We start from the raw sequence: 26,798 nt of genomic DNA on the forward strand, positions 1-26,798 counted from the left end.
CATTCCCGTTCTTTTTCCTTGCTTCCTCTGCCATGCCCCAGCCCCATCTGAGTCCTGCTTACTGCCAGGCCTACAGCCGCATCAACGCCCTGGTGATCGTCGGTGAGGGATTGGCGGACAGCCACTTCCGCCTGCTGGCCGCTTTGCTGCCGGAGGACAGGCAGGAGTTGCAGCGGCTCGCGGCCATGGAGGGCCGCCATGCCCGCGACTTTGCTGGCTGCGGCAAGGAGCTGGGGATCCGCCCAGACCTGCCGCTGGCGCAGCGGTTGTTCGCGCCCCTGCACCGGCTGTTCCGCGAGGCGGTGGCAACGGGCGATCGGGTCAGCGCCCTGGTGATCCAGTGCCTGATCGTGGAGAGCTTTGCCGTGGCGGCCTACCGCTGCTATCAACCGGTGGCCGATGTCTATGCCGCCCCGATCATCCAGACGGTGCTGGACGACGAGGCCGAACACCTTGATTACGGCCAGCGCTGGCTGGCGGCCGGGTTCCCCGAGGTGGCAGCCCCGATCGCGGCCTGCTGTGAGCGCGCCGTTCCGATCGTGCTGGCGGTGCTCAACGCCGTCCGTGCCGATCTCACCGCCATCGGCATCGACCCCAGCGAGCTGGTGGGCGAATTCGTGGGCCGCTTCCAGGAAGCGATCGAGGCGGTCGGCTTCGAGCCGCGCCAGGCCCGGGGGCTGGTGGCGCGACTGGCGGGGCAGGCGTTGGAGGTGGCTTTCTAGGGGGCGCCGCTGCTCAGAACCCCGCCTCATCAAGCATCCCCCGCAGCACCTCGGCGCTGCTGCGCAGCTGCCCCATCTCCTTCTCGGTGAGGGCCATCTGCACCAGGGCGGCGGCGCCGCTGTCACTCACGATCGTGGGCAGGCTGAGGCAGACATCGGGCAGGCCGTAGTGGCCGTGGCTGCGGCTGCTCACGGTGAGCATCTGGTCCTTGCTGCGCAGCACCGCCTCGACGATCTCGGCGGTGGCCAGCCCGATCGCCCAGGAGGTGCTGCCCTTGAGCCGGATGATCTCATAGGCCGCCTGGCGCACCTCGCTGTGGAACAACGCCTGCAACTCAGGGTCCGCCAGGGTGCAGCTGCCTTCCCAGCCGCCATCGACCAGCCCCGAGCCAGCCACCACCACCCGGCTCCAGACCGGCACCTCCGAATCGCCGTGTTCGCCGATCACCCAGGCCTGGACGTCATGGGGATCGATCCCCAGCCGGCGACTGATGGCCATGCGGAAGCGGGCCGAATCCAGCACGGTGCCCGAGCCGATCACCCGGTGAGGGGGGAAGCCGCTCAGCTGGCCGGCGATGTGGGTGAGCACATCCACCGGATTGCTCACCACCAGCAGCACCGCCCGGGGACAGTGGAGCGCGATCGGTGGCACGAGCTTGCGGAACAGGGCCGCATTGCGTTCGATCAGCTCCCGCCGCGACTGGCCCGGCTGCTGGGCCACGCCGGCGGTGATCACCACTAGGTCGGCGTCCCGGCCCTCCTCTTCCACGCTCCCGGCCCGCAGGTCGGTGCGGGGCAGGAAGGGCAGGCCGTGGCAGAGGTCCATCACCTCCCCCTCCAGCCGGTCCTGGGCGACATCCACCAGCACCAGCTCCTCCTGGCAGCCCCGATGCAGGATCGCCACGGCGCAGGCCATGCCCACGGCGCCGCAGCCCACAATCACCACCTTGCGGCCGGGGAGGGTGCGCCCCCGCGCCTGGGCGCCCGTGGGCAGCAGCAGGTTGCAGAAGGGGGCGGCGGAGGCGTTGCCGACGGCCGGGGTGAGATCAGGCAACGGTTTCGCCGATCAGAACATCGCGCTGCAGCAGCGCCAGCACCTCCTGGATCTGGGCGGTCCGGCCCGGTGGCAGGGAAAGCTCGTTGCCCAGGGGGGTGAGGAAGGTGGCCTCTGCCGGTTTCACCTCCCGATCGCACAACACCAGCTGAACGGCCAGGCCGTAGGCCAGCTCCTGCTGGGTGCTGGTGAACACTGGGATGGCCTGGCGGATCAGTTCCTGCCAGTGGTCCCGGCGGAAGAGATGCAGCAGACCTTCGATGCGCTCGCCGAAGGCCAGCGGCGTCATGCTCCGGTAAGGAGAGCGGCGGACCAACTGTTCTTTGAGACTGTGGGCCTCCTCACGGCCGAAGTTGCTGTCGCAGCAAACGGCGGCCAGGGGAATGGCGGCGAAGGCCTCGGCGGGGGTCATGGCTGTCCTCGATCCTTTGCATTCATTGCAGCTGTTCTGTGTGAATCAGGAAGCCAGCGCGACACAAACCTTGGCAAACTCGTTGTTGGGTTCTCCCGACTTCCGGCAAGATTTTCCCCATCTGCCATTCAAGGAAGCCCTTCCGTCAAGCGGCCTGGCTACACCCCTTGGTGATGCACGATGCGAGACCATGGCGTTGGTAGGGGTGTGGAATTCTAAAGGTAGCCGTGCCCATCTGGATGCTGCGGGGATGCTGGAAGGGGGCAATCTCTGTGTGTCTTCCAAGTTTGCCCCCCACCCCGGCTACAGCTCCCGGTCCGATCCGCTTGGGCCCCGCGAGGCATGCCGCGATCTGGTGGCCATAAAGGCAAGCACAACGATGCCAACGGCGAGCAGAATCGCGATGCTGCCGACGACAAGGCCGGCTGGAACTGTGTGGTGGAAGACCCCAGCCATGATCCCCAGATAGCAAAGCGGCCCATCCGCTCCCTTGCCCAGGCGGCGATCCATTGGAGCGTCTTGCGGCGGCTGATCGCCTCCATGGCGAGCCTGGCCTTAGCTTCAGGGGTGACATTGCTGCTGATGCCACTGCCCATGCCGAGAGCACTGGTGGTCACTAAATCCATGGCCTATTCGCTGGTGGTGGCCTCCGCCGGCGCATTTTTAAAGAATCACACCCCCAACTATGGGTGGTGCAGGAGCATCCCAGACCTCCGGTCTCTGCTGTTGAAAACCCATGCTGAACTCGCCTTTCAGACTGTTACCTCAGTCATGCGTCCATCTCTACACATCGAGAAGGAGCTTGGACATGCCTGTGGAGAAGCATGCTTGCATCTCTATTATGACTTGGCTTACTTCTCGGCATTGCTTTTTGGTGTTCTGTTGTTATCGAGAACCCTTTTCCGTATCCTTGAAGCGCCATCGCAACTCCCGCATCAGCAGCGCTGGGCGCGATGGATCCTGTTCATTTTACCCATCTACATCATTCTGTTCTCGGGCGGGTCATTTGTCGACGCCTTATACCCAGCTTCGATCATAGGCCTGCTTGCATTGATTCACTTGGGTGGCGGCAAACCTGTCACCCTTCCGGTTGGTATTTCCGTTGGCCTGCTTGCAATTTTCTTAGCATTCAATGCGTATATGTCAAGGCCCTATGCTCCCTACGCCCTGGCATTGATTCTTTTGTCATCGCTGCTGAATAGAAAATTACTGGTGACTTTGGGACTGCTGCTTGGGCTCCTTCTGGCCTCCCCTTACCACATCAATCAGCATCGCTTGATTAATACATTTATGCTAACAAACTACACGGGTTGCAATCTTGCCGAGGTCTTCGTGCATGCGCCCAACATCAAAGGCGGTATTGATATGTCGGTGCACAGTGGAATCGAGGTAGCTGAGTATTGCAAAGAAAATCAGCATATTATCAAGAGCTATATCCTGTCTAGCCCATTGAGCGCCATGGGAGACATTCTGGAGCCCCAGCGTCTGGCAAGGATTGTTTTTCCGGCACCCTTTTCGCCATGGAAGTACATCCAGCTACCCAACCCAGCAGCAGGGCTTGAGGAGGCCCTGCAATGGCTCATGTGGGGAGCTCTTTGCATTTTTCTCTACTACCCTCTGGTGCGCATGATTCTTGCCAATATCTGGAAAAGCGTAAGTCAAAGAGCCTTGCTATTCTCGGCGTTGGCCTGCTTCGCGCCTCTCCTCTTTACGCTTGTGGGAAATGGCGGACAGGAGGCTGGTCGTCTCAGCTTGGCCTATATTCTGCCTTTGGCATTCTTTTACTCCTGGTTGCAATCACAACAAGCTTTCGATAGCCGTTAGTGTGGTTTTAACCAAAGGCGGAAAATCGGCTGTCTCTGTCTTGCTCTCCAGCTCCTCGTCACGAACTGCAGGCGGACCGACACCAACGCAGGCAAGGGGACGCCAGCGATTCTGATTGGCATGAGATCCTTCGTTGATAAGGACACGCTTTTCCCCTTGATCTGGCCCTGCTGCAGCTGAGGCGCCTGGCCGATCAGGCGCTGGATCGACGGAAGCCAACCTTTTGCAGGCCTTACCCAGGGGCTGGCCGTCACCAGGGCCTCCTGGAACCACTGCTGCTGGCCGTGTTGCTGGCAGGGGCCAGGGGCGGCAGTCGGCCTGCTCGTTCCTGAAGCCAGGTTGTCGGCACCGCGAGGGTTCCGGTGCAGCCGCCGAAGCGCAGCTGCAGCCAGGTGATCACCGTCGCTTCGCCGGCCACCATCGCCTCGATGAGCTTCTCGCTTGGGCGGCGCTCGTCGCCTTTCCCCGGAGGGTGGCTGAAGGCCGGCCTCAGACAGAGCTCCTCCACCAGATCCGGCCCCAGGTACCAGAGCTCCACGGCCGCTCCCTTGCACTGCCGGCGTTCCTCAATCAGTTCACGCAGCTGGCCGTCCTCGCTGAGCTGGCCCAGCGGAGCCACGAGGAAGGACAGGCAGCGCGTGGGCTCGGTGGCCGAGGCCTGGGGGGTGGCGGACATGGCGGCGTGTGTGGTGGGGGGTGGCGGATGCGGCGGTTGCAACGAAATTGTTGCCACAGAAGCATGGAACAATAGTACCGTTATAACGTAGGCATCAGCGCCCTGCGCGGACCCACGTTTTCTCTCTGGCATCGATCCCCATGACCACAGCCATCCCCACAGCCATCCCCGAAGCCATCTCCGAAGCCATCTCCGATCACGCCAGGCCCGCTGATGTGCTGGCGCGCAGAGCTTTTGGCCCCCGAGTGCGTCGGCTTCACGCCCGCATCGGTGCCGCCCACCACCAGGCCGAGGGCATGACCTTCTCCCGATCCCTGCTGGAGGGCCACGCCAGCCCCAGGCAGCTGGCGGCCCTGATCCGTGCCCTCGCCCCCGCCTACGAACTGATTGAGGAGCAGGGCCCCGAGCTGGCCGCCGCCCTGGGGGCGAAGGCCTTTCCCTGGACGGTCCTGGCTCGCCGCCAGGCCCTGCGGCAGGACGTCGCCATGTTGGGCGCCATCCCGGCCACACCGGCCTCTGCTGCCGCCCACGACTGGCTGGATCAGCTGCGCGACCTGGCCCGCCAGGCGCCACACCGCTTGATGGCCCACGTCTATGTGCGCTACGGCGGCGATCTCTCCGGCGGCCAGCAACTGGGCGAGAAGGCCCAGGCCATTCTCTCGAGCCAGGGGCTGCCCAGCCTGCGGTTCTGGAAGTTCCAGCGCCCCATCCCTGAGCTGAAGCAGGCGCTGCACGACGCCTTCGAACAGCTTGATCTCAGCGAGGTGGAAGAGGAGGAGCTGCTGGAGGAAGCGGTGGTCGCCTTCCGCGCCACCCAGCGGCTGTTGGCGGAACTGGCCGCTCTGGAGACGCCCGCGCCTGCCAGCTCCGAGGCCTGATCACCCCGACCGTTCCGCTCCACCCTCCCTTCCTCCCATGACCCCAGCGGCCACCGCTTCAGCGCCCGGCGCCACGACGATCGATCTGCTGCTCAAGCACGACCGGCCCGTACCCCGCTACACCAGCTACCCCACGGCCGCGGCCTTCCACGGGGGCGTCACGGCGGCCGACCTCGAGACCCAGCTGGCCCGCCCCACGGACGAGGCGCTGTCGCTTTACGTGCATGTGCCCTTCTGCCGCAACGCCTGCTGGTTCTGCGGCTGCAACCGCATCACCACCGGCGCCGGTTCGAAGGTGGTGGGTCCCTACCTGGACGCCCTGGCCGCTGAACTGGAGCTGATCACGCGCCATTCCGCCCAGCGGCGACGCCTCGCCCAGCTGCACTGGGGCGGGGGCACCCCCAATTACCTGACGATCCCCGAGCGCGAGAGCCTCTGGCGGTTGATCGAACGTCACTTCGATCTCGAGGACAACCTGGAGGCCTCCATCGAGGTCAATCCGGAGGCCCTCAGCCGGGAGGACGTCGTTGCGCTGCGCCGCCTGGGCTTCACCCGGATCAGCTTCGGCATTCAGGATGCCGACCCCCTGGTGCAGCAGGCCGTGAACCGGGTGGTGCCGGTCGACCAGCTGCGCCGGGCCATGGCCTGGATGCGGCAGGCGGACTTCGACAGCGTCAACGTGGATCTGATCTGCGGTCTGCCGCTCCAGACCCCGGAGCGTTTCGACGCCACCCTGGCGCTGGTGCAGGACCTGCGTCCCGATCGGGTGTCCCTGTTCTCCTTCGCCTACCTCCCCGACCAGCTGCCCCTGCAGCGCAAGATCGCACCGGACGACTTGCCCTCCCAGCGGCAGCGGCTGCAGATGCTGGAAAGTGCCGCCAACCGACTGGGCGGGTGCGGCTACGACGCCATCGGCATGGATCACTACGCCCTCTCCGGCGACAGCCTGGCCGTCGCGGCGCGGCAGGGGCGCCTGCACCGCAACTTCCAGGGCTACACCACCGGCGGGGAGCTGGAGCTGCTGGGGGTGGGGCCCACGGCCATCAGCCAGTTCCCCGGGCTGTTCAGCCAGAACCAGCGGGATCTGCAGGCCTACGCCGCCAGCATCGCCGCCGGCCAGCTGCCGGTGGAGCGGGGGCTGGTGGTGAGTGATCCGGAGGTGCTGGAGCGGCGGGCACTGATCCGGGAGGTGATGTGCCATTTCAAGGTGGCGATTGATCCGGATCGCTTCAGCCGCGAATGGGCCGATCTGGGGCTCCTGGCCGACGACGGCCTGGTGCGGCTGAGCCAGGCCGATGGCCTGGGCCTGGTGGAGGTCACGACCTCGGGCCGCTGGTTGATTCGCACCGTGGCGGCCGTGTTTGACCCCACCCAGCGCCGGGCGGCCTCTGGATCGCGGCTGATCTGAGCCGGCCTCAGAGCTCCAGCACGCAGTTGATCTTCAGCTCGAAGGGCACGGCGCTGGCGGGCAGCCGCAGCAACTGGGCCGTGAGGGTGGCCAGATCCTCGGGCTGGGTCATGGCCTCGGCGGAAAGTGTCGTCACCTGGGAGGCCATGGCGGTGTTGACCCAGCCCGGGCAGATCGCCGTCACCCGGATGCCGGCATCCCAACCCTCGTTGCGCATCGCCTGGCACAGGGCCATCAGGGCGAACTTGCTGCAGGGGTAGGCCGCCAGCGGGCCCTTCACCCGCTGGCCGCTCATCGACACCAGGGTGATCACCCGGCCGTCGCCACTGGCCACCAGCGCCGGCCAGGCGGCCCTGGTCAGCCACCACGGTCCCATCAGATTCACGCGCCACAGCGCTTCGATCTCCTGCTCCTGGCCAGCCTCAAACAGCAGACCCACCCGGGAGAACAGCCCCGCACAGTGGATCAGCCCGTCGATGGCGCCAAACTGGGCCAGGGTCGCCGCTACCCAGGTGCTCGCCTGGCTGGGGTCGCCGGCGTCGTAGGCCTGCAGCAGCATCCGGTCGGGCCGCAGGCGGGCGGCCTCCAGCAGCGGGCCTTGCGGCAGCCCGGCGGGATCCCGCACGCCGAGGCTGAGCCGATGGCCGTCGGCCAAGGCCCTTTCAGCGATGGCGCGGCCGATGCCCCGGCTGGCGCCGCTGATCAGCAGGATGCGGGGCTGGGCCACGGCCGGCGAGTACGGGGGAGTTCATGAAAAAGGAGCCGGCCATCCCGGCCAGCTCCTGTTGATCGGCTCGCTGATGCTGTCGCTTGGTCAGAGGGTGGCTTCGCCGGATTCTCCGGTGCGGATCCGAACCACCGACTCCACGGGGGTGACAAAAAGCTTGCCGTCGCCGATTTCACCGGTGTGGGCAGCCTCGGTGATGGCGGCGATCGCCGCCTCCAACTTGGCGGAAGGGACAACGATCTCAATCCTGGCCTTGGGGAGAAACTCGACGGTGAACTCCGTACCCCGATAGCGCTCGACCTGGCCTTTCTGGCGACCGAATCCGCGGGAGTCGGTGACCGTCATACCGATGATGTCGAGGGCCACGAGGGCTGTCTTGATGGCATCGACCTTGGAAGGGCGAACCATTGCCGTGATCATTTTCATGGATTTGAAGGCCTCAGTTGGTCATTGGGTCGTACGCCTCTTCTCCGTTGAAGACGAAGTTGAGTCCGCGATCTTCCTCCTCTTCGACACTGACGCGAAGGGGCATCAGTGCAACGAGAATCTTGAAAATGATAGCAGTTCCCAAGGCCAGTATCCCGTCGCTGACAAGAATGGCTATCGGCCTGTTGAAAGTCAGCTCAATGTCAGCTCAATGTCAGCGGATATGACCATGATCGCCCTCACTATATCTGTGGATAGGTAATATTGAAGCATTGAACAACCCGCGAACTGAGTGGGAAACTCGCTATCCAGCAATGAGGCAAGAGATGGGCTTCTTGATGGTGCCTATGCGATCGCCCATGCGCTGGTGATGAAGCTACGCATCGGTGGTTGATCACCCGTCGGTGATCGAAGCATCGACTGCTTGGTGATTAGAAGCAATGCCAAAGGCAACCTTCGTTGCAGGCGAAGCGGGGCCGTGTAGCGAAAATGACAAACCAGCCGTCCGGCCAGCGAACGGTCACAAAAAAGCCGGGAAGAATTCCCGGCGAGGTGGGTTGATGGCTGGCCGGTAGACCGACCCCACTCAGGCGACGGCCGCGGCGGCGCGATCGAAGTAGGTGCCCACTTCGGACATCAGGGCAGCGCAGTCGCCCTGGGTGATGCCATTGCGATCGCCGGCGATGGCAATAGAAGCCGCCTTCATCTTGCGGATGCCTTCGGCCACGGAAGCGCCAGGAACGCCGAGAGCCAGGTAGGTCTCACGCAGACCGTTGAGGCAACGATCCTCGAGGACGGAGGCATCACCGGTGAAGATCGCGTAGGTGATGTAGCGCAGAACGATCTCCATATCGCGCAGGCAGGCGGCCATGCGGCGATGGGTGTAAGCGTTGCCGCCGGGGGCGATCAGGGCCGGCTGCTGGTCGAACAGATCGCGGGCCGCGTTGGTGACGATCTTGGAGGCGTTGGAGGTGATGCGGTTGACGGTGTCCATCCGCTTGTTGCTCTCGGCCACCATGGCTCCCAGGGCATCGATCTGACCGGGGCTGAGGAATTCGCCGCGGGCATCGGCTTGGGCGACGAGCTTGGTGAAGGCGTCGAACATGGGGTTGCAGGAAGGCGTGGATGATCCGACTTTAGGTTCGTTGTCCGTGCCGGTGCGAGGGCCGGGGGGGGGTGTTGCCAAGGGGGTCTGTCTAGGCTGCACGGCCCCATCCCCCTTCCATGGCCGGCTCCGTGTCTGAGCTTTTCGAGCCCCTGGACTGGGCGGCGCTGGCCTCCGAGGCGACGCCAGTTCTGGCGACACCAGCCTTCACGGATCCCGCCGCAGGTCCCACCAGCGCCCAGGCCCTGCAGCGCCTTTTCGGCCGCCCGGCAGGGGAGATCCGCGTCACGCTGTACCGGGATCACCACGCCTGGTGCCCCTACTGCCAGAAGGTCTGGCTGTGGCTGGAGGAGCGGCGGATTCCTTATCGGATCCGCAAGGTGACGATGTTCTGCTATGGGCAGAAGGAGCCCTGGTACACCGACCTGGTGCGGGGCGGCATGCTGCCGGCCCTCGCGCTGGATGGCCGCCTGGTCACCGAGAGCGATCGCATCCTGGAGGCCCTTGAGACGGCCTTCGGTCCCCTGGGGCTGGGGATGAACGCGCGCGAGGCGCTTCCCCTGCGCCAGCTGGAGCGTCAGTTGTTCCGGGCCTGGTGCCAATGGCTCTGCGTCCCGAGCCGTGGCGCCGCTGAGGAGGCCCGGGGCCAGCAGGGCTTCGAGCGCTTCGCCGAACGCTTCGCGATCGCCCTCGCCGCCGACCCCGGACCGTTTCTGCTGGGGGACCTGGGCACGGTGGACCTGATCTTCGTGCCCTACCTCGAGCGGATGAACGCCAGCCTGGCCTACTACAAGGGCTTCCTGCTGCGGGAGCGTTACCCCGCCATCGACCGCTGGTTCGACGCCCTCGAGCAGCGCCCCACCTATCTGGGCACCCAGAGCGACTTCCACACCCATGCCCACGACCTCCCTCCCCAGATGGGGGGCTGTCACGCCAGTGGCACGCCGGAGCAGCGGGATCTGGCCCAGCGGATCGACGCCGGCCCCTGGCCCGTGCTGGCCCCCCCTGGAGCCGACCCCGAAACCAGCCAGCGTGAGCCGGCCGAGGCGGCCGGCGTGGCCCTGGCCAGGGTGCTGCGGCACCGGAACACCCTGCTGGCACGCAACCCCCTGGGCCCGGAAGGTCTGGATCGGGCGTTGCGCTGTGCGCTCACCCGCCTGATCACAGACAGGCCTTGCCCACCACCGGCTGGGTCGGCCAGGGGGCTGCGCTATCTGCGGGATCGCATCAGCGTGCCGAGGGACATGCCGCTGCACGCCGCCCGTCTGCTGCGCCGATCCCTGGAGGCCACCGCCTGCCTGGATCCGGCCGACCCTTGGGCTCCGGGGGAGCCGATTCCGGTTCAGCATCGCCGCGACCAGGATCCATCGCCCTTCCTGGCCGGTGCGAACCCCTCCCTAGCAGCGTCCCTCTAGCGTGAGCTCTGAAGCTTGAGGTGGCCATGGCACGTCCTCCACAGCGCAGGCTCTCGGTGAAGAACGACGCCATCCTGCCGGTGGCAACCCTCTCGCTGCTGCTGGCCTGCGTGCCACCAGGCACCCACGCCCTTGAGCTGGGGGGGCGCACCCAGTTCGTGCGGGCCCCCTGGAAAGTGGCCCTCACCAGCTACACCACCAATGTGGGCCAATCCCCGGCGGAGTACTTCTTCACCCTCAGCCTCGATGGGCAGGCGGGTGCTTCCCTCGGCGGCCTGACCATTCAGCAGACCCGCGGTGCCGACTGGCAATTCCCCTTCGCCGTCGAGCGGACCCGGGCCTTCCTGGGCGTTCCGCGCCGCGAGGGGCGTCCCATTCCGGTCCGAGCCAGCTTCGAGCCTGCCTCCCGCCTCTTCACCCTCAGCTTCCCTGAGCCCGTTCCCCCCGGCGCCACCGTCACCGTGTCCTTGCGGCCCTGGTTCAACCCCATCCAGGCCGACACCTACCTGTTTCAGGTGACGGCGATTCCCTTCGGCCCCAACCCCTTACCCAGTCCCGTGGGGGTGGGCACCCTGCGGATCTACCAGCCCAACGACTGGTAAGAGGTCGGAAGGCGCCAGAATGGAGCGTCTTCGACGACGTCAACGATGCAGGCCAGCTGGAACGGAACGGTGATCGCCAGCAGCGAGGACATCGTGACGGTGGAAGGCAACGCCTATTTCCCGGCGGACTCGCTGGATGCCGCCTGCATCCGGCCTTCGAGCCATCGCTCCGTCTGCGGCTGGAAAGGGGAAGCCCATTACTACGACCTGGTGGTGGACGGCAAGGAGAACGCCAATGCCGTCTGGTACTACCCGGAGCCGAAGCAGGCCGCCAGCAACATCCGTGGCCGGGTGGCCTTCTGGAAAGGGGTGACGGTGCGCTGAGACCCTCAGGTTCTCAGGTGCCGGGATAGCGCAGGGTGCGCCATTCGCCGCTCAGGGTGCTCACTTCCACGCCGATGCCCACCGGTCCCTGCACGGGGCCGAATTCTTCCTGCCACCAGTGCAGTGCCTCGCTCCAGGCCGCATCCAGGGATTCGTAGAGGTCGTCGAGGATGGGATGGGGCTCACCCTGCTGATCCACCAGCCGGTAGGTCCGGCAGGACTGGGAACTGCTGCGCTGACGGGTCTGAGGAAAGGAGATCGCCACGTCTTGCCTCGTATACAGGAATGGCATTCTGCCCCCTGTGCCAGATCGGAACTGTCACCTTCACAACATCTTTCAGTGTTGCTCCGCTACAGGGGGCCCGGCGGGATCCCGGGTCGGCGGGCGCTTCCGCCCCGTGCGATGGCTCACCTGGCGGCTGCGCTCCTGGTAGCGGTGCACCACCGGCAGCCTCTCCTCCTGGTAGCGCTGCAGGGCCAGCTCGGGGCTGGCGGCGACGCGAGGGGCGAGCCAGGCGGCCAGGGCCACCGCATCCTCCAGTCCCGCCGTCATCCCCCGGGCCTGGGAGGAGCTCATGGCATGGGCGGCGTCGCCGATCAGGGCCACCCGCCCCGCAACGAATGCCGGCAGGGGATCAATGTCGTAGGACCAGTTCGCGATCACCTCTTCCGCAGGCGTGGCGCTGATGATCGCGGCCGCGTCAGCGGGCAGCTTGGCCAGGGCGGTGGCGGGCACGCCCTCCGCCAGCAGCCTTTGCCGCGTGTCGCGGTCATCGGGGAGTTCCTCCTCCTGGAAGAAGCCCCAGTGGGTGCGCCCCTTGCCCTCCCCATCGGGGCCCAGATCGAAGAAGTTGGCGTAGATGCCCCGGCCGCGGGCATAGACGAAGAAATCCCCGTTGCTGCAGAAGCTCTCGTCCGTCACCACCCCACGCCAGACCCGATCCCCGAGGTACTGCAAGCGGCGATCGGAGCGGAGCAGGGTGGCCACCTTGGAGAAGATCCCGTCGGCCCCGATCAGCAGATCGCCCGTCCATGGCGGGCCCTCGGCGAACCGCGCCTCAACGCCCGTGTCGCTCTGGCTCCAGCTGACGAGCGAGTGACAGCCCTGGAAACAGGCGGGATCGAGATGGCGCCAGAGAGCGTCGAGGATGGCGCGGCGGTGAATCAGCAGCGACGGCAGGTCGCCGGCGTCCCGTTCGGCCGGGCTGGCTTCGATCAGATCACCCCTGAGGTTGCGGAAGACGAACCGCTGCACGGGATGGCCGCCGGCCAGCAGGTCGTCCAGCAGGCCAGGGATGGCGGCCGCGGCCACCGCCTCGACGCCGCTCTTCACCAGCAGGATCCCGCAACCTTCGGCGCGCAGCCGCGGTGAACGCTCAAACAGGGTGACCCTGTGGCCCTGGCGCTGCAGGATCAAGGCGAGCAGCAGGCCGGAGCTGCCGGCCCCCACCACGGCGATACGAAGGCCGGTGGGGGCAGAACTCATGCGCTCACCGCAGGCTCCAGGATGCTGGCATGGAGGACGTCCATCACCGCGAGGACCTTGCTGGTTTCCTCCGGATCGAGGCGCAGGGTGGCGGCCAGGTCGGCGAGGATCTTCTGTTCCTGGTCCTGCAGAGGCCCGTCGGAGCGCATGATCTCCGCCGCCACGGCGTAGGCCGTGTGCCGCTGGCGGTCATCAAGCACCGCGGCCGCTTCCTCCATCAGCCCGATCGATCCCTTGGCCCGCAGGCCCTGCAGCAGGGTGTCCATCAGGGTGATCATCTCCTTGTCACTGCGACCTTTGAAGGGGGCGCGGTAATCCAGGGCGTGGCGCAGGGCCCGTGTGCCCGCCATGGTGAGAGCGCCATCCCAGGAGACGGCGGCGAGAGCGACCGCGGCGAAGGCCGTAGGTGCGTCCATGAACAACGTCGACAGCAGGAGAACACCCGTCATCGTTCGCCCCAGGGGGCCCTGTCAGTGGCCGATGTGACCGAATCCACGAAAGAGTCCCCGGCTCCGCCCTCCGATTCTCAACGCTTGGAGGCCGCAGTCCCGCCGCTGCGGCTCTCCCGCCACAGCTTCAGATAGAGGGCATCGGGTTCCTGGTAGCGGGCCGGACGACAGTCGTGCAGGCGGGCCAGCTGCTGCCAGCACACGGTGCGCTGCACGTTTTTGAGGCTCTTGCCTTCCCGCACCAGCATTCGCATGGCCCGGCAATAGGAGCCGTAGTGATCTTCGAGGTCCCGTAGTTCGGGGGATCCGTCGGCGGCGGGGAGCTGGTCGGCTGGAGGGCTCATCGGTCGACTCCAGCACCTCCCCTGACGGCTCGACTGTGCCGAAGGGAACCAAGCGTGCAGAACGTGAGGTGCCGCCCGCCGGGAGGCCCAAAAAAAAAGGGCCCCGAAGGGCCCTCCGCGCTGCACCGGTAGGGAGCTCAGCGGATGAACAGCATCTCCTGGTAGGAGGGCAGGGGCCAGAGGTTGTCGTCGACCACCGCCTCGAGGCCATCGACCGCTTCCCGCAGCTGATGCATCAGGGGCATCAGGGTGTCGGCGGAGTAGCGCATGTGCGCCACGGTGCCATGGGGGGCCTGGCTGATGGCACTTTCGAGCGCACTGCTCAGTTCCATCGACTTGGCGCTGAGCGACGCGACCCTCTGCTGGGTTTCCGGGGACACCTGGAGGCCCATCGCCGTCTGCAGTTGCAGGGAACTGGCCAGTTCACCCAGATAGCGCATGGCAGCCGGGTAGATCTGGGTCTGGGCGATCTGCACGGCCAGCTTGGCCTCCACGTCGATGGCCAGCACGTACTGCTCGGCATAGACCTCAAAGCGGCTCTCCAGCTCCAGGGGGCTGAGGACGCCCTGGCTGGCAAACAGGTCGCGGATTTCAGGCCGCTGCAGCACCGGCAGGGAATCGGCGGTGGTGGGCAGGTTCTCCAGGCCCCGCTCCTCCACGGCCACCCGGTGCCATTCGCTGGAATAGCCGTCGCCGCCGAAGACCACATTGCCGTGGTCGGTCATGATCTGCTTGAGCACGGAGAAGGCGGCACCGGGAAGGCTTTCGCCCGCGGCCATCTTCTGCTCCAGCTGGTCGCTCACGTAGGCGAGCGAGTCGGCCAGGATCGTGTTCATGGTCACCAGGGGCCCAGCCACCGACTGGTTGGAGCCAACGGCACGGAACTCGAAGCGGTTGCCGGTGAAGGCGAAGGGGGAGGTGCGGTTGCGGTCGCCGGGATCCTTGGGGAACTCCGGCAGCGTGTCGACGCCCAGCTGCATGACGCCGGCATGGGTGGAGCCCGTCACGTCCCCTTCCTTGATCTGGCGGAAGACGTCCTCGAGCTGGCTGCCCAGGTAGACGGAGATGATGGCCGGCGGGGCTTCGTTGGCACCGAGGCGGTGATCGTTGCCGGCGGTGGCCACCACGGCCCGCATCAGGGGGCCGAACTTATGCACCCCGCGGATGACGGCACCGCAGAACAGCAGGAACTGCATGTTCTCGTGGGGGGTGCTGCCCGGATCCAGCAGGTTGCCCTGGGTGGCGTTGCCAACCGACCAGTTGACGTGCTTGCCGGAACCGTTGATGCCCTCGAAGGGTTTCTCATGCAGCAGGCAGTTCATCCCGTGGCGCCGCGCCGTGCTCTTAAGGATGGTCATCGTGAGCTGCTGGTGGTCGGTCGCCACGTTGGCCGCCTCGAAGAACGGGGCGATCTCGAACTGGCCCGGCGCCACCTCGTTGTGGCGCGTCTTGGCAGGGATCCCCAGCTTGTACATCTGGCGTTCCACGTCCTGCATGAACACCTGCACCCGCTGGGGGATGGCGCCGAAGTAGTGGTCATCAAACTGCTGCCCCTTGGCGGAGGGCTTGCCGAAGAGGGTGCGGCCGGCCAGCAGCAGGTCGGGACGCAGGGGCACATAGGCGCTGTCGATGAGGAAATATTCCTGTTCGGCGCCGCAGCTGGAGTTGACGGGTGCCACGTCGGTTTCACCGAGCAGCCGCAGCAGGCGCTGGGCCTGCTTGTTCATGGCGGCGTTGGAGCGCAGCAGGGGGGTCTTTTTGTCGAGGGCCTCGCCGGTCCAGGAGATGAAGACGGTGGGAATGCAGAGGGTGAGACCGTTGGGGGTCTCCATCAGGAAGGCCGGGCTGGTGATGTCCCAGGCGGTGTAGCCGCGGGCCTCGAAGGTGGTGCGGATGCCGCCGCTCGGGAAGGAGGAGCCGTCAGGTTCGCCCTGCACCAGCACCTTGCCGGTGAATTCGGTGATCACCGAGCCGTCGCCCTGCACCGAAATGAAGCCGTCGTGCTTCTCGGCGGTGGCGTTGGTGAGTGGGTAGAAGACGTGGGCGTAATAGAGCGCGCCGCGACCGGTGGCCCATTCCTTCATCGCCTGGGCCACCACGTTGGCCACCGAGACGTCGAGCTTGCCGCTTTCCCTGATGGTGCGCTGCACCGACTTGAAGATGTCCTTGGGCAGCGCTGCCTTCATCTTGGACAGGCTGAACACGTCGCTAGCCCAGAGATCATCGAGGGACTCGATGGGAGGCGTCACCACCGGCAGACGATTGTGGATCTCCTGCAGGGCGGCGAAGCGTTGGGGACTGGGCATCGGAGAGGCTTGGATTCGGCTGAGGGGTATCCAATCCTTGTGTCGGGGGCCGTCGGTGGTGCCGTTGATACAGAACGCCAGGTTGATCGGCGGCCCGGGGCGGCCCCTCAGCTCAGGTAGGAGCGGATCGCCGGCCGGCACCAGAACACCAGCGCCGCCAGGGTCAGGGCCCAGGCCAGGGGGGCGACCACAGCCAGCAGCAGGCGCTCCTCGCCCACCAGGGCCATCCGCACAATGCCGTAGGCCATCTCGATCGCCAGATCGAGCGACAGGGCCACGATCGCCAGCACCTGGCCCCACAGCCGCCACTTCAGCAGCGCTATGCAGGCCACCACCCCCAGGGCCACCGCGGGCAGCACGGCGCTGGTGTAGATGGCGACATTGGCCGTTCTCCAGAAGCCCCAGAGAAGGATCGCCGCCAGGCCCAGCGGCAGCACCAACAGGTTGGTCACGAGTCCGAACCAGGCCAGCACGCGATAGCCGCGTGGTGGCTGCAGTTCCGCGAGGGCGTCAGGGGTCGTGAAAAGGGTCTGCATCGCAGCCATTGTCTCAGTTGCGGTCGGGCAGGGCGCCGTCCCGGTCGGATCGAAACACCAGGTCAAGGTCCTGCATGACCTGGGCCGCGATCGCCACCAGCGTCTCGAACAGTTCCTTGGTGTGGGGCGCGCCGGCCCCCATGGCCTCCCGGCTCATCAGCACCAGTTCCAGCACGGGACCATCCGCCTTGGCCTGCACATCGGCGATCAGCTGCAGCCGCAGCTTCTCGTGCTCCCCCCGGACCATGGCGCTGAGGTGGGCGGGTGAGCGATGCTCCACCTCGGCGTGGAACCGCTGGATCAGGGGATCGAGCCGATCGATGAGTTCGGGTGGCGGCAGCGGCAGCCGGGGCCTGAAAAGGAGCAGAAAACGGGCCATGACATCCGGCTGTTCCACCCATCCTGGAGCCGGGGCAAGGTTCGGTACCACCGCTGCCGGCCAGCTGTGCTCAGCACAGCTCGAACAGCAGCAGATCCGCCCCATCGGCGCCGGCCTCGAAGCTGGCGGGTGGGGCCGCCGGGAAGCCCAAGCCGTCGCCCCGCTGCAGCGTCCGGCCGAAGGCCGTCCCCTGGCCAGCAATCAGCTGCAGCCAGCCGCTGGCCCCAGGGGCGATGGCCAGATCCAGGCGGTCCCCGGCAGCGGGCCGTGCCCGCCAGAGGCGCACCGGCCGGTTGATCGCCAGGGCTCCCTGGCGTTCGTCCGGGTCCAGCAGCGGCACCCAGCCTTGGCGAAGCTGGAAAGGCTTCTGGCGGTAGGAGGGGGCCTGGCCCTCCCGGCTCGGTTCGATCCAGATCTGCAGCAGGCGGCAGGCGCGATCGCCCTGGTTCATCTCGCTGTGCACCACGCCCGTGCCGGCGCTCATCGCCTGCACTTCCCCGGCCCGGAGCACCTCGCTGTGGCCCATGGAATCGCGATGGTTGAGCTGGCCGTCCACCATCACCGTGACGATCTCCATGTCCCGGTGCGGATGCAGGCCGAAGCCGCTGCCGGCGGCGATCGTGTCGTCGTTGATCACGCGCAGCGGACCGAAGCCCATCCAGGCCGGATCGTGATGGTGGGAGAAGGAGAAGCTGTGCCAGCTGTCCAGCCAGTCGAGCTGGCTGTGGAACCGCTCTCCGGCAGGTCGGAAGACAAGGGTCATGGGGGCAGGGTCGTCAGGGTTGGATCAGGTCCATCCGCTGGAGGCGGCGCACGATGTCGTCGATGCTGCTGTCCTTGGCGGGATTCTGGCGGCTGCAGGAGAGCTGGCGACCGACCACATGGGCCCCGAGGTGGGCCAGCTGGATGCGCAGCACGGCCAGCACTTCCACGCCGGGCCCGCCGGAATGGGTGGCGATCGCGATCGGCCGGCCGTTGAACAGGGTGCGGAACTCCTCCCCCTGGACCGACAGCCAGGCGATGGCGCTGGTCAGCACCGGGGGCAACGAGCCGTTGTACTCGGGGGCGCAGATCACCCAGCGGGGGGTGGCCCCGAGGGTCTGGCTGAGCGTGCCGACCGCAGCGGGAAGGCCGGCTTCGGCGTGGGTGCGGGGGTTGTAGAGCGGCAGGGGAAGGGCCGTGAGGTCGAGCACCTCGGCCCCCATGCCGCGGGCGCGAGCCGCGGCGGCAAAGCGTTGCGAGAGTGCCAGGTTGTCACCGTTGCTGGCACTGAGTACCAGAAGATCGGGGGCCATGTCAGGAGGGCTCCAGGACGGGGTAGTCGGTGTAGCCGGTCGGACCGGCGGTGTAGAAGGTGGCCGGATCGGGGTCCTGCAGCGGCGCGCCGCGGTGGATCCGCTCCGGCAGGTCGGGGTTGGCCAGGAAGGCATGGCCGAAGGCCACCGCATCGAGCTGGCCGGCCGCAATGGCGGCGTTGGCTTCTTCGGGGCTGTAGCCCATGTTGCCCACCAGCACCCCACCAAACCCTGCCCGGATCGGGGTGAGCACGTCACCCGTCTGCTGGCCGAGGAAGTCACTTCGCATCACGTGCAGGTAGTCCAGCCCGGTTTCATTCAGCCGTTCGGCCAACCAGCTGGACAGGCCGATGGGGTCGCTGTCCACCATGGCGTTGAAGCCGTTCAGGGGGGAAATCCGCAGGCCCACCAAAGGTGCTTCGCTTTGCACGGCCTCCAGCACCTCCAGCAGCAGCCGGGCTCGGTTGCCGATCGCTCCCCCGTAGGGACCGCTGCGCCGGTTGCTGCCGTCCCGCAGGAACTGATCGAGCAGGTAGCCATTGGCGCCATGCACTTCCACCCCGTCGAAGCCGGCGGCGGTGGCGTTGCGAGCGGCCGAGCGGAACCCGGCCACAATCGCCGGCAGCTCGTCATCGGCCAGCTCCCTGGGGACGACGTAAGGCTGTTTCCCCTCGGCGGTGTGCACCCCGTCGCCGGTGATGGCGATCGGGCTCGGCGCCACCGGCTGACGGCCGTCATTGAGCAGGGGGTGGCAAGCCCGACCGCCGTGCCAGATCTGCAGCACGATCCGCCCACCGGCGCCGTGCACCGCCTCCGTGGTGAGCCGCCAGCCCTCCACCTGGGCCGGCGAATGGATGCCGGGTTCGTGCCAGAAGGCCGAATGTCCCTCCATCACCATGGTGGCCTCGGCGATCAGCAGGCCGGCGCTGGCCCGCTGCTGGTAGTAGGTGGCCATCAGCGGGCCCGGGACGTGGCCAGGCTCGGCGCGAGCGCGGGTGAGGGGAGCCATCAACACCCGGTTGGGCAGCTCCAGGCAACCCACCTTCAGGGGGGTGAACAGGTCGCTCATCGTGCGCAGACCGGCAGGGGGGAGCGGGACGGTCCTGGATTGGAAGGGATCGTTAAGGTCATGGAGTGACTCTGGCGGACATGCAGCGTGCCTGACAAGAACGCACCGATGGGTGCCTGGGTCACCCGCCGGTAACCCTCCAGCCGTGACAAACTCTCGGGGATCTCAACAGCAGCGGTGATCACCAGGTCTGCCCGGCGGAACTCACCCTGCGGGTGATGCGCGGACGCTGGAAGCTGATGATCGTGCGTGAGCTCAGTGGTGATGGGCGCCGCTTCTCCGCCTTGCAGCGGTCCCTGAATGGGGTGAGCCACAAGGTGCTGACGGCCCAGCTGCGGGAACTGGAGGCCGACGGCGTGGTCTGGCGTCGCGTCTACAGCGAGGTGCCGCCCCGGGTGGAGTACGGCCTCACCGAGCGTGGTCAGGCACTGCTGCCCGTGCTGGAAGGTCTGAATGCCTGGGGGCGCTGGGGAATGAGGCTGCGGCGAAACCAGCTCTCCGGCCCGATCCGCTGCAGGGTTCGCAGCAACACCAGCGGCAGGGTGCGGAGCTCGAAGGGCGCCCGCAGGGTGGGCCAGAGCCCTTCGCGTCGGTAAAGCAGGGTCTCGAGCCGATCCCGCTGCAGCGCCGTGAGCGGTCCCCAGGTCCCGCCGACAGCACGGGCGTGCTGGGCCATCGGTACGAAGGGCAGCGTCAGATCCGGCCACAGACCCTCCAGGGTGAGGGGCCCGGTCGCCTCCAGAGCGCGGGCAGCCTCGGCGCTTGCCAGGCAGAGTTCAGCGCCGCTGGCGCTGATCGCCTGCAGGCGTCCTGGCTCGACTCCCCTCTGGTGGAGCAGCTGAACCGGTAGGGACAGGGCGAACCAGGGCGTCCCATCACTCCGGGGCCGATCCCAGCAACTGCGGATGGCCAGCAGCAGCAGCAGACCATTGAGCAGACTCCAGCCCGCTACCACCCCGAGCGTGGCGGCGGTGACCGGCAGCGCCGCCCCCTGGCCGGCCAGCAGCGGCAGCCGACCCGGCGCCAGGTTTCCCAGGGCCAGCAGCTGCAGGGCGAGCAGCACCACCAGTGGCAGGAGCAGGCCCGCAGCGGGGCCGGTGGTCCCCTGGCCCGTCACCGCCTTCGGGGTGACCTTGAACCGGCGTGGCCGGCCCAGGGCCGTGGACACCACGGCGGCGCAGATCGGCAGCAGGAAGATCCAGCGGTAGAGCTCCGGCAGGATCGCGGCGCGGGCATGGCCGCTCAGCCAGCGGGTGAGCAGCAGCTGGCTGAGGAAGAACGGCAGGGCGATGCTGACCAGCGCCTCGCCGCCGATGAGGATTGGGGCGATCCCCAGCAGGCCCAGGCTGAGCGGCGTGCAGAGCAGCACCAGCTGGGCCGGAAAGCTGAACCAATGCAGGATGCCCTCGCTGTAGGCCAGCCGTTGCAGGGGACTGAGCCCGGGGATCCGCAGCGGGTCGGCGCCGGTGCGGAGGGTCTGCAGCGAACCGCTGCCCCAACGACAGCGTTGCCGGGCCATGGCCGCGGCCGTGAACGGCGCCAGGCCGGCGCTGAGCTTTTCGGAGAGGTAGTGGTTGCGGTAGCCCGCGGCCGTGATCCGGATGCCGGTGGCGAGATCCTCCGAGGGGGTGGCCGTTTCGAAGCCCCCCACCTGCTCCAGGGCGTCGCGCCGCATCACGAAGGAAGTGCCGGCGCAGACCACCGCATTGAGGTTCTGGCGGGTGGGCTGGATCCAGCGGTAGAAGCTCTCCTCATCCGGCAGCAGCCAGCGCTCCAGGCGCAGGTTGCGCATCACCGGATCGGCATTCATGTAGCTCTGGGGGGTCTGCACGAACCCCACGGACGGATCACGGAACAGGCCGGCCGTGCGGCTCAGGAAGGGCCGCAGCGGCACGACATCGGCATCGAACACCGCCACCAGATCGCCTTGGCAGTGGCGCAGTCCGTGGTTGAGGTTGCCCGCCTTGGCATGGGGGTGGTCCTTCCGGGCGAGATAGCGGCAGCCGAGGCGCTCGCAGAGCTCCGCCAGCTCTTGCCTGCCGGCATCGTCCAGCAGCCAGACCGTCAGGTCCGGGTAGTCCATCGCCAGACAGCCCCGCAGGCAGCGCTCCACCAGCTCGGCCGGTTCACCGCAGCTGGGCACCAGCACATCGATCGCCGGCGCTGGCACAGGGATGGGGCTCGCCGGGGGCACGGGCCGCTCGGGCAGCAGGGTGAACCACAGCTGCAGGAAGAAGCCGGCCAGCAGCACCAGTTCGGCCGCCAGCGTCAGCAGGCTCAATGTGGTGGACAGGGGGGTGGCCAGGTTGAGGCTTCCGCTGACGCGCCAGTGCAGGTACCTGGCCCCCAGCAACGTCAGCAGCACCACGGCCCAGGGCAAACGCGTCATCGACCCTGACCAATTGTTAAGCAAATCTAGGTGGTTGCGACGGGCCCGAGTCCGCAGCCTCCGTCCTTGTCTGCCGGTGGAGCCCATGAAAAAGCCCGGCTTCCAGAAGAGCCGGGCATGGGTGGAACAAGGATTGTTCCTGTGTTGTGTTGATCGGTCTGATGTCGGTGTGGATTTGGACGATCAGAGGGGCTGACGATCAGGTCCTTGGGGACCGTTGATGGGTGATGACGAAAGAAGGCCGAGGATGCCCGCTCCGTCATGAACGCGCCATCGAAAAGAGGTCAGCTGGGCTGGGGATCCGTGGGAGTCCCCGGGAGGTGGTTTTCGGAGTCGGAGTTGCTGGCGGTGGCACCTGGGGCCGAGGCATCCAGGTGCCGGTTTCCATAAACCCGTGGGCACCTGAACGATGCATCGGGTGATCTGCAAGAGAACGGGAAACCGTTGTTGGGAACAAGACTGTTGGAGCAGGGGCCTGCCGTCAACGCACTCCTGAAACCTGACCGGGTGGTGTCTCTTCCATCACTGGAGCCTCCTGGTTGATACAGTCACTCTCTCCCTTCTGGAGCGTTCTGGCTATAGGCAGTTCTGCTGATCTTCCACTGGTCCGGAGATGACGTGCCCCTGGCGATCTCAGGCATCGGGGCGCTGGGCCACCAGGGCTTCGTAGGCGGTGCAGAAGGCCTCGCCCAGGGAGTCCCGCAACGGCCCGTCGTGGCGGAACGCCTCCAGGGCATCGGCCTGACAGGTGGGCAGGGAGGGAGCACCCACCGGCGCCTGCACATAGGTGTTCAGGTCGCTGCGGGGGCCGGGGTCGAGGCGCCGCTCAATGCCGTCGAGCCCTGACGCCAGCACGGCGGCCTGGAGCAGGTAGGGGTTGGCGGCACCGTCGCCGAGGCGCAGCTCAATCCGCTGGTCGTCGGGGATGCGCACCATGTGGGTGCGGTTGTTGCCGCCGTAACTGATCCAGGAGGGTGACCAGGTGGCGCCGGAGCTGGTGACGGAGCGGGCCAGGCGCCGATAGCTGCCGGCCACCGGATTGGTGAGGGCGCACAGGGCCGGGGCATGGGCCAGCAGGCCGGCGACAAACTGATAGGCCAGTTCCGACAGGCCCTTCTCCCCCGCCGGGTCGTGAAACACGTTGTGCCCCGCTTCGTCCCAAAGCGAGGCATGCAGGTGGGCGCCGTTGCCGGTGAGGGCCGCGATCGGCTTGGGCTGGAAGCTCACCCGCACCCCATGGCGTTCGGCCTGGGCGGCGGCCATGACCCGGAAAAAGGCATGGCGATCCGCCGTCAGCAGCGATTCGGCATAGGTCCAGTTGAGTTCGAACTGGCCGTTGGCGTCTTCGTGATCGGCCTGGTAAGGCCCCCAGCCGAGGCTCTCCATGCCCTCCAGCAGCGCACTGATCAGGGGGTAGTGCCGCATCAGGGCCAGCTGGTCGTAGCAGGGCTTCGACTGCCGGTCGAGGCCATCGGCGATGGCGTCCCGCTCCGGGTCCATCAGGAAGAACTCCGCCTCGACGCCACTGCGGAACTGCAGGCCCAGGGCGGCCGCCCTGGCGATCTGCCGCTGCAGTACCCGCCGGGGGGACTGCTCCAGCACCTGCCCTTCCACCTGCAGATCCGTTGCCACCCAGGCCACCTCGTGCTGCCAGGGGAGCACCATCAAGCTGGTGGGATCGGGGATCGCCAGCACGTCCGGGTCGGCCGGCGTCATGTCCAGCCAGGCGGCGAAACCGGCGAAACCGGCTCCGGAACGGGCCAGTTCGGCGGCCGCGGCGGCCGGCACCAGCTTGGCCCGCTGCACCCCAAACAGATCGCAGAACGAGAACAGGAAGTGCCGGATGCCATGGGTGGCGGCGAAGCGGGCCAGATCGGTCATCGGGGGGAGTGAGAAGGAAGAGGAGTCAGGGGCCTGGAGGCGGTCAGCCGGCGCAGAGCCGCTCCACGGCGGCCCGTATCTGGCACTGCTCAGCCGGGGCGTCGCGGGGATTGCCGGCCCGGTGCCCGAGGTCGGACTCCAGGACCTCGAAATGGGCGCCGCTGATCAGGGCGGCCTCGGCCCCACAGTCCTCGGGGGTGAAATAGAGGTCGTGGCGGCCAGCGATCACGGCGGTGCGGGCCTGGATCCGGCCGAGGGCTGCGGCCAGGTCGGCTTCGGCGTCCCCCGACGCGAGCCCCGCGGCGGCGGCCACGTCGTTCGCCAGCCAGACGTCCAGCATCGCCAGCAGGTCGTGGGGGTCATGGCGGCGGTAGGCGGGCAGCCAGGCCTCCTCCACGTAGGCCTCGACGCTGGCGTAACCCAGCTGGTGATGGGCGCCACGGCGGTAGAAGGGCTGGCTGGCGGCCCAGCTGGCGTAGATCAGGGCAAAGGTGCGCAACCCCTGCTCCGGCGCACCCCGGAAGCGACGTCCATCCCAGTGGGGATCGGCGGTGAGGGCCTGGCGGAGGCTGAGCAGGAACACCCGGTTGTGGGGGGTGGTGCGCGCCGTGCCGCAGACACAGCAGATCCGCTGGGTTCGCTCCGGCTCGAGCACCGCCCAGTGGTAGGCCTGCTGGGCGCCCATCGACCAGCCATAGATCAGGGCGGGGGAGGTCACCGCAAACACCTCCTCCAGCAGCCGGCGCTGGGCGGCCACGTTGTCGCGGTGATCAACGGACCAGCGGCCGCCCGTCAGACCTGGAGCACCGGTGCTGGGGCTGCTGGAGCGGCCGTTGCCGAACTGGCTCACCAGCACCACGCACCAGCGCTCCGGATCGAGGATCGGACCCACCACCCAGTCGATGTCCTCGGGCCAGGCGCCATAGGAGCTGGGGTAGAGCACCAGGTTGGAGCAGTCCGTGGCCAGGGTTCCATAAACCCGGTAATCGAGCCAAGCGGCGGGCAGCCATCCCCCACCGGCGAGGGGGACATCCCCTAGCGCGAAGCGGCGCGGGGGAGCAAGGGTGGGTGGCAAGGGATCGGGACTCAGGGGAGGGCCAGCCGGGCGGGGTCGCGTACGAAGGTGCGATGCACGGCCAGATAACCCGGATCGAGGTGCACTTCATGGGGGGCCAGATGGCCGTGGGCTTCGGCGAGGGCGTGAAAAGGAAGGGAGGGGTAGAGGTGGTGCTCGACATGGAACGGCATTTCCCACATCAGCCAGCGCAGCGGCGCCCAGGTGAGGGTGGTGCGGGTGTTGCTGAGGCCGTCGCTGCCGGTGCTGCAGCCGCCATGCTCGGCCAGCAGCACGAAACGCAGCAGGGGTTGGCCGACGGCGAGGGGCAGCAGCCAGAACCAGAACAGGGCGCCATTGGCCTGCCAGAGGGAGGCCGCCAGCAGCAGGGCGTAAACGGCGAACTGCAGCCGGATCGAGCCGGTGACCGCCGTCGCGGCCTCGGCGGGGATGTAGGGCCTGCCGCCGAAGTCACCGCGCAGGCCGGCGGCGTGGCCCCGGATCTTGCCGATCCACCAGGGCAGGCCGCTGAGCTCCAGCAGGTAACCGCCCAGGGTGCTGGCGGGCGCCTGCTCCAGCTCGGGATCGAGACCCGGCTGGTGGGTGAAGCGATGGTGCCACTGGTGGTAGCGGCGGTAGTAATCAGCGTTGTAGAAGCTCAGCACACCGGCCCACCAGGCCAAGGCGTCGTTGGCGTCCTTGCTGGCGAAGGCGGTGCGGTGACCGCACTCATGCATGGCGCAGAATCCGAAGGCCAGGCCCCATCCCAGCAGCAGCAGACCCACCAGCCGCAGGGCCCAGAGGGCCGGGCTGGGCAGCTCGGGCAAGGCAGGGAAGCCCCAGAGCAAGGCTCCAACCGCCAGCAGCGTGAGATGGCAGCCGAGCTGCCGCCAACCGGGCCCATTGCGGCGCTCGTTGAGACGCTGCAACAGGGGGCCTGACAGCAACGGCGCGGCGGCTCCGGGGCCGGTCGCTGGTGGCGCGGAGGAGGGTGAGGCGGTCACGGAGGGGGCAGCTGGCCTGTGGAGGTGGAAGACCAGGGTCCACTGTCCCGCTCGCGGTCCGCCCGCCACCGTCCGTTGTGAACATTTGCCCCGGGCCTGGCGCCTGGTGGGCACGGTTACCCGTCCTGGCTGGGCGGCAGGGAAGAGTGGGACGCGCCTGAGGCGGGTCTGGTGACGTCCCTTCTGTTTTTTTCCCTGTGGGGATTTCAAGGCTCCCTGGCCCTGGCCCTGCAGACGGCCAAGCGGGGGGGCTTCGATGGGCTGGAGCTGAACGTCCGCCATCCCTGCCTGCTGGCCGACGCGGATGGCCCAGCCCGCCTGCGGGATTCCGGCAGGCCCCTGGTGCTGGAGGTGGTGACCGGCGGCGGCTACGTGCCGGGGCTGGGCTGCACAGCGGCGCAACACCTGGCGGAATTGGACGAGCTGCTGCAACGCTGCGTCGGGTTGCGGCCCCACCGGGTGACCGTGCTCGCCGGCAGCGATGCCTGGCCGCTTGAGCGGCAACGCTCTTTTCTGGCTGAGGCGCTGGCGCTGGCGGAAGCGACCGGCCTGGCGGTGAGCTTCGAAACCCACCGATCCCGCTGCCTGGGGATGCCCTGGACCATCGCCCCCCTGCTGGACGCCCTGCCCGGGCTGCGGCTCACGGCGGATCTCAGCCACTGGTGTGTCGTCGCCGAGCGACTGATGACCCCGGAACTGGAGCCGGTCCAGGCGATGGCGGATCGGGTGGACCACATCCACGCACGGGTAGGCCATGCCCAGGGTCCGCAGGTGTCCCACCCCTTCGCCCCCGAGCATGGCGAGGCGTTGGCGGCCCACCTGGCCTGCTGGCAACTGTTCAGCGAACGGGCCCTGAAGCGGGGGGCGCCACCGCTGAGTTTCACGCCCGAATTCGGCCCTGATGGCTATTTGCCCACCCTGCCCTTCACCGACCAGCCGGTGGCCGACCTGCTGACGATCAATTGCGCCATGGCCGGTTGGTTGCGTCGCCTTTTTCCAGCTGCAGCCGGCGATAAGATGTGTTCACCATGAA

General features: G+C 67.2%; 28 protein-coding genes and 1 pseudogene. 9 read left to right on the forward strand and 20 right to left on the reverse strand.

All coding sequences use genetic code 11. The features are described from left to right. The first annotated feature begins 32 nt into the window (after positions 1-32). Positions 33-722 (forward strand): long-chain fatty aldehyde decarbonylase, encoded by a 690-nt coding sequence (locus KBZ33_RS01190; protein WP_254949543.1) that lies wholly within the window; start codon positions 33-35, stop codon positions 720-722. Between the two features lie 13 nt (positions 723-735). On the opposite strand, the gene KBZ33_RS01195 is transcribed toward KBZ33_RS01190, so the two are convergent. Next, positions 736-1,668, reverse strand: a complete 933-nt coding sequence (locus KBZ33_RS01195) for an L-lactate dehydrogenase (RefSeq protein ID WP_254949800.1) — start codon at positions 1,666-1,668, stop codon at positions 736-738. Positions 1,669-1,768: 100 nt separating this feature from the next. Further along, the gene (locus KBZ33_RS01200) at positions 1,769-2,188 is read right to left on the reverse strand and encodes a tellurite resistance TerB family protein (protein ID WP_254949542.1); all 420 of its coding nucleotides are present in this window, start codon (positions 2,186-2,188) and stop codon (positions 1,769-1,771) included. A gap of 342 nt (positions 2,189-2,530) precedes the next feature. Between KBZ33_RS01200 and KBZ33_RS01205 the strand changes: the two genes are divergently transcribed. After that, positions 2,531-4,012, forward strand: coding sequence for a hypothetical protein (locus KBZ33_RS01205; protein ID WP_254949541.1), 1,482 nt, complete (start codon positions 2,531-2,533; stop codon positions 4,010-4,012). 250 nt (positions 4,013-4,262) lie between these two features. Here KBZ33_RS01205 and KBZ33_RS01210 read toward each other — a convergent pair whose 3' ends face one another. Next, complete coding sequence (locus KBZ33_RS01210) at positions 4,263-4,688, reverse strand: hypothetical protein (protein ID WP_254949540.1); 426 nt, start codon at positions 4,686-4,688, stop codon at positions 4,263-4,265. A gap of 140 nt (positions 4,689-4,828) precedes the next feature. Between KBZ33_RS01210 and KBZ33_RS01215 the strand changes: the two genes are divergently transcribed. Beyond that, complete coding sequence (locus tag KBZ33_RS01215) at positions 4,829-5,566, forward strand: biliverdin-producing heme oxygenase (RefSeq protein WP_254949539.1); 738 nt, start codon at positions 4,829-4,831, stop codon at positions 5,564-5,566. A 37-nt stretch (positions 5,567-5,603) separates the two neighbouring features. Then, the gene (gene hemN, locus KBZ33_RS01220) at positions 5,604-6,974 is read left to right on the forward strand and encodes an oxygen-independent coproporphyrinogen III oxidase (protein WP_254949538.1); all 1,371 of its coding nucleotides are present in this window, start codon (positions 5,604-5,606) and stop codon (positions 6,972-6,974) included. A gap of 7 nt (positions 6,975-6,981) precedes the next feature. Here hemN and KBZ33_RS01225 read toward each other — a convergent pair whose 3' ends face one another. The 3 genes from KBZ33_RS01225 to KBZ33_RS01235 form a co-directional block, all read right to left on the reverse strand. Further along, a complete protein-coding gene (locus KBZ33_RS01225) occupies positions 6,982-7,701 on the reverse strand; it encodes an SDR family NAD(P)-dependent oxidoreductase (RefSeq protein WP_254949537.1) in 720 nt (239 codons plus the stop codon). Positions 7,702-7,788: 87 nt separating this feature from the next. Further along, the gene (locus tag KBZ33_RS01230) at positions 7,789-8,127 is read right to left on the reverse strand and encodes a P-II family nitrogen regulator (protein WP_254949536.1); all 339 of its coding nucleotides are present in this window, start codon (positions 8,125-8,127) and stop codon (positions 7,789-7,791) included. 586 nt (positions 8,128-8,713) lie between these two features. Next, positions 8,714-9,232: a phycocyanin subunit beta gene (locus KBZ33_RS01235; RefSeq protein ID WP_254949535.1), complete on the reverse strand. Its 519-nt coding sequence runs from the start codon at positions 9,230-9,232 to the stop codon at positions 8,714-8,716. A 119-nt stretch (positions 9,233-9,351) separates the two neighbouring features. Between KBZ33_RS01235 and KBZ33_RS01240 the strand changes: the two genes are divergently transcribed. The 3 genes from KBZ33_RS01240 to KBZ33_RS01250 are packed head-to-tail and all read left to right on the forward strand — an operon-like array spanning position 9,352 to position 11,573. Further along, a complete protein-coding gene (locus tag KBZ33_RS01240; RefSeq protein WP_254949534.1) occupies positions 9,352-10,647 on the forward strand; it encodes a glutathione S-transferase family protein in 1,296 nt (431 codons plus the stop codon). Between the two features lie 26 nt (positions 10,648-10,673). Next, the gene (locus KBZ33_RS01245) at positions 10,674-11,249 is read left to right on the forward strand and encodes a DUF2808 domain-containing protein (protein ID WP_254949533.1); all 576 of its coding nucleotides are present in this window, start codon (positions 10,674-10,676) and stop codon (positions 11,247-11,249) included. Between the two features lie 45 nt (positions 11,250-11,294). Further along, positions 11,295-11,573, forward strand: coding sequence for a DUF427 domain-containing protein (locus KBZ33_RS01250; protein ID WP_254949532.1), 279 nt, complete (start codon positions 11,295-11,297; stop codon positions 11,571-11,573). Positions 11,574-11,586: 13 nt separating this feature from the next. On the opposite strand, the gene KBZ33_RS01255 is transcribed toward KBZ33_RS01250, so the two are convergent. The 10 genes from KBZ33_RS01255 to KBZ33_RS01300 all read right to left on the reverse strand — a co-directional run bounded on the left by KBZ33_RS01255 (position 11,587) and on the right by KBZ33_RS01300 (position 19,437). Next, positions 11,587-11,838, reverse strand: a complete 252-nt coding sequence (locus KBZ33_RS01255; protein ID WP_315859114.1) for a hypothetical protein — start codon at positions 11,836-11,838, stop codon at positions 11,587-11,589. 72 nt (positions 11,839-11,910) lie between these two features. Then, positions 11,911-13,059 (reverse strand): NAD(P)/FAD-dependent oxidoreductase, encoded by a 1,149-nt coding sequence (locus tag KBZ33_RS01260; RefSeq protein ID WP_254949530.1) that lies wholly within the window; start codon positions 13,057-13,059, stop codon positions 11,911-11,913. After that, the gene (locus tag KBZ33_RS01265; protein WP_255011401.1) at positions 13,056-13,475 is read right to left on the reverse strand and encodes a tellurite resistance TerB family protein; all 420 of its coding nucleotides are present in this window, start codon (positions 13,473-13,475) and stop codon (positions 13,056-13,058) included. Before KBZ33_RS01265 ends, KBZ33_RS01260 begins: the two co-directional genes overlap by 4 nt. A gap of 110 nt (positions 13,476-13,585) precedes the next feature. Continuing rightward, on the reverse strand, positions 13,586-13,852 hold the full coding sequence (locus KBZ33_RS01270) for a DUF3136 domain-containing protein (RefSeq protein WP_254949528.1): 267 nt from the start codon (positions 13,850-13,852) through the stop codon (positions 13,586-13,588). 137 nt (positions 13,853-13,989) lie between these two features. Next, on the reverse strand, positions 13,990-16,158 hold the full coding sequence (locus KBZ33_RS01275) for a glutamine synthetase III (RefSeq protein ID WP_254949527.1): 2,169 nt from the start codon (positions 16,156-16,158) through the stop codon (positions 13,990-13,992). Between the two features lie 107 nt (positions 16,159-16,265). Beyond that, a complete protein-coding gene (locus KBZ33_RS01280) occupies positions 16,266-16,694 on the reverse strand; it encodes a Hepatitis C virus core protein (RefSeq protein WP_254949526.1) in 429 nt (142 codons plus the stop codon). Between the two features lie 13 nt (positions 16,695-16,707). Continuing rightward, a complete protein-coding gene (locus tag KBZ33_RS01285; RefSeq protein WP_254949525.1) occupies positions 16,708-17,073 on the reverse strand; it encodes a hypothetical protein in 366 nt (121 codons plus the stop codon). Positions 17,074-17,143: 70 nt separating this feature from the next. Further along, on the reverse strand, positions 17,144-17,836 hold the full coding sequence (locus KBZ33_RS01290; protein ID WP_254949524.1) for a pirin-like bicupin family protein: 693 nt from the start codon (positions 17,834-17,836) through the stop codon (positions 17,144-17,146). Positions 17,837-17,849: 13 nt separating this feature from the next. Continuing rightward, positions 17,850-18,368 carry an NADPH-dependent FMN reductase gene (locus KBZ33_RS01295; RefSeq protein WP_254949523.1) on the reverse strand — a complete coding sequence of 173 codons (519 nt, stop codon included), beginning with the start codon at positions 18,366-18,368 and terminating at the stop codon, positions 17,850-17,852. 1 nt (position 18,369) lies between these two features. Continuing rightward, positions 18,370-19,437, reverse strand: a complete 1,068-nt coding sequence (locus KBZ33_RS01300) for an alkene reductase (RefSeq protein ID WP_254949522.1) — start codon at positions 19,435-19,437, stop codon at positions 18,370-18,372. A gap of 239 nt (positions 19,438-19,676) precedes the next feature. Here KBZ33_RS01300 and KBZ33_RS01305 point away from each other — a divergent pair. Then, positions 19,677-19,844: pseudogene (locus tag KBZ33_RS01305) on the forward strand (winged helix-turn-helix transcriptional regulator); the annotation flags it as partial. A 14-nt stretch (positions 19,845-19,858) separates the two neighbouring features. On the opposite strand, the gene KBZ33_RS01310 reads toward KBZ33_RS01305, so the two are convergent. From KBZ33_RS01310 to KBZ33_RS01325, 4 genes are all read right to left on the reverse strand, one after another. Beyond that, the gene (locus tag KBZ33_RS01310; protein WP_254949521.1) at positions 19,859-21,826 is read right to left on the reverse strand and encodes a glycosyltransferase; all 1,968 of its coding nucleotides are present in this window, start codon (positions 21,824-21,826) and stop codon (positions 19,859-19,861) included. A 633-nt stretch (positions 21,827-22,459) separates the two neighbouring features. Then, the gene (gene glnT / locus KBZ33_RS01315; RefSeq protein ID WP_254949520.1) at positions 22,460-23,707 is read right to left on the reverse strand and encodes a type III glutamate--ammonia ligase; all 1,248 of its coding nucleotides are present in this window, start codon (positions 23,705-23,707) and stop codon (positions 22,460-22,462) included. Positions 23,708-23,750: 43 nt separating this feature from the next. Beyond that, on the reverse strand, positions 23,751-24,782 hold the full coding sequence (locus tag KBZ33_RS01320) for an alpha/beta fold hydrolase (protein ID WP_254949519.1): 1,032 nt from the start codon (positions 24,780-24,782) through the stop codon (positions 23,751-23,753). Positions 24,783-24,793: 11 nt separating this feature from the next. Next, positions 24,794-25,765 (reverse strand): fatty acid desaturase, encoded by a 972-nt coding sequence (locus tag KBZ33_RS01325; RefSeq protein WP_254949518.1) that lies wholly within the window; start codon positions 25,763-25,765, stop codon positions 24,794-24,796. Positions 25,766-25,936: 171 nt separating this feature from the next. Here KBZ33_RS01325 and KBZ33_RS01330 point away from each other — a divergent pair, with 171 nt between their 5' ends. Next, positions 25,937-26,797 (forward strand): sugar phosphate isomerase/epimerase, encoded by an 861-nt coding sequence (locus KBZ33_RS01330; protein ID WP_254949517.1) that lies wholly within the window; start codon positions 25,937-25,939, stop codon positions 26,795-26,797. Position 26,798 lies beyond the last annotated feature (1 nt).

This window comes from Cyanobium sp. Cruz-8D1, assembly GCF_024345975.1.
Taxonomy (GTDB): Bacteria; Cyanobacteriota; Cyanobacteriia; order PCC-6307; family Cyanobiaceae; genus Cyanobium.

What these genes read in the sequence shown, in the direction of transcription:
- KBZ33_RS01190 (WP_254949543.1), top strand. Translation starts at nt 33, where the DNA reads ATGCCCCAGCCCCATCTGAGTCCTGCTTACTGCCAGGCCTACAGCCGC.
- KBZ33_RS01200 (WP_254949542.1), bottom strand. Translation starts at nt 2,188, where the DNA reads ATGACCCCCGCCGAGGCCTTCGCCGCCATTCCCCTGGCCGCCGTTTGC.
- KBZ33_RS01205 (WP_254949541.1), top strand. Translation starts at nt 2,531, where the DNA reads ATGCCGCGATCTGGTGGCCATAAAGGCAAGCACAACGATGCCAACGGC.
- KBZ33_RS01210 (WP_254949540.1), bottom strand. Translation starts at nt 4,688, where the DNA reads ATGTCCGCCACCCCCCAGGCCTCGGCCACCGAGCCCACGCGCTGCCTG.
- KBZ33_RS01215 (WP_254949539.1), top strand. Translation starts at nt 4,829, where the DNA reads ATGACCACAGCCATCCCCACAGCCATCCCCGAAGCCATCTCCGAAGCC.
- hemN (WP_254949538.1), top strand. Translation starts at nt 5,604, where the DNA reads ATGACCCCAGCGGCCACCGCTTCAGCGCCCGGCGCCACGACGATCGAT.
- KBZ33_RS01230 (WP_254949536.1), bottom strand. Translation starts at nt 8,127, where the DNA reads ATGAAAATGATCACGGCAATGGTTCGCCCTTCCAAGGTCGATGCCATC.
- KBZ33_RS01235 (WP_254949535.1), bottom strand. Translation starts at nt 9,232, where the DNA reads ATGTTCGACGCCTTCACCAAGCTCGTCGCCCAAGCCGATGCCCGCGGC.
- KBZ33_RS01240 (WP_254949534.1), top strand. Translation starts at nt 9,352, where the DNA reads ATGGCCGGCTCCGTGTCTGAGCTTTTCGAGCCCCTGGACTGGGCGGCG.
- KBZ33_RS01245 (WP_254949533.1), top strand. Translation starts at nt 10,674, where the DNA reads ATGGCACGTCCTCCACAGCGCAGGCTCTCGGTGAAGAACGACGCCATC.
- KBZ33_RS01250 (WP_254949532.1), top strand. Translation starts at nt 11,295, where the DNA reads ATGCAGGCCAGCTGGAACGGAACGGTGATCGCCAGCAGCGAGGACATC.
- KBZ33_RS01260 (WP_254949530.1), bottom strand. Translation starts at nt 13,059, where the DNA reads ATGAGTTCTGCCCCCACCGGCCTTCGTATCGCCGTGGTGGGGGCCGGC.
- KBZ33_RS01265 (WP_255011401.1), bottom strand. Translation starts at nt 13,475, where the DNA reads ATGGACGCACCTACGGCCTTCGCCGCGGTCGCTCTCGCCGCCGTCTCC.
- KBZ33_RS01270 (WP_254949528.1), bottom strand. Translation starts at nt 13,852, where the DNA reads ATGAGCCCTCCAGCCGACCAGCTCCCCGCCGCCGACGGATCCCCCGAA.
- KBZ33_RS01275 (WP_254949527.1), bottom strand. Translation starts at nt 16,158, where the DNA reads ATGCCCAGTCCCCAACGCTTCGCCGCCCTGCAGGAGATCCACAATCGT.
- KBZ33_RS01280 (WP_254949526.1), bottom strand. Translation starts at nt 16,694, where the DNA reads ATGCAGACCCTTTTCACGACCCCTGACGCCCTCGCGGAACTGCAGCCA.
- KBZ33_RS01285 (WP_254949525.1), bottom strand. Translation starts at nt 17,073, where the DNA reads ATGGCCCGTTTTCTGCTCCTTTTCAGGCCCCGGCTGCCGCTGCCGCCA.
- KBZ33_RS01290 (WP_254949524.1), bottom strand. Translation starts at nt 17,836, where the DNA reads ATGACCCTTGTCTTCCGACCTGCCGGAGAGCGGTTCCACAGCCAGCTC.
- KBZ33_RS01295 (WP_254949523.1), bottom strand. Translation starts at nt 18,368, where the DNA reads ATGGCCCCCGATCTTCTGGTACTCAGTGCCAGCAACGGTGACAACCTG.
- KBZ33_RS01300 (WP_254949522.1), bottom strand. Translation starts at nt 19,437, where the DNA reads ATGAGCGACCTGTTCACCCCCCTGAAGGTGGGTTGCCTGGAGCTGCCC.
- KBZ33_RS01310 (WP_254949521.1), bottom strand. Translation starts at nt 21,826, where the DNA reads ATGACGCGTTTGCCCTGGGCCGTGGTGCTGCTGACGTTGCTGGGGGCC.
- glnT (WP_254949520.1), bottom strand. Translation starts at nt 23,707, where the DNA reads ATGACCGATCTGGCCCGCTTCGCCGCCACCCATGGCATCCGGCACTTC.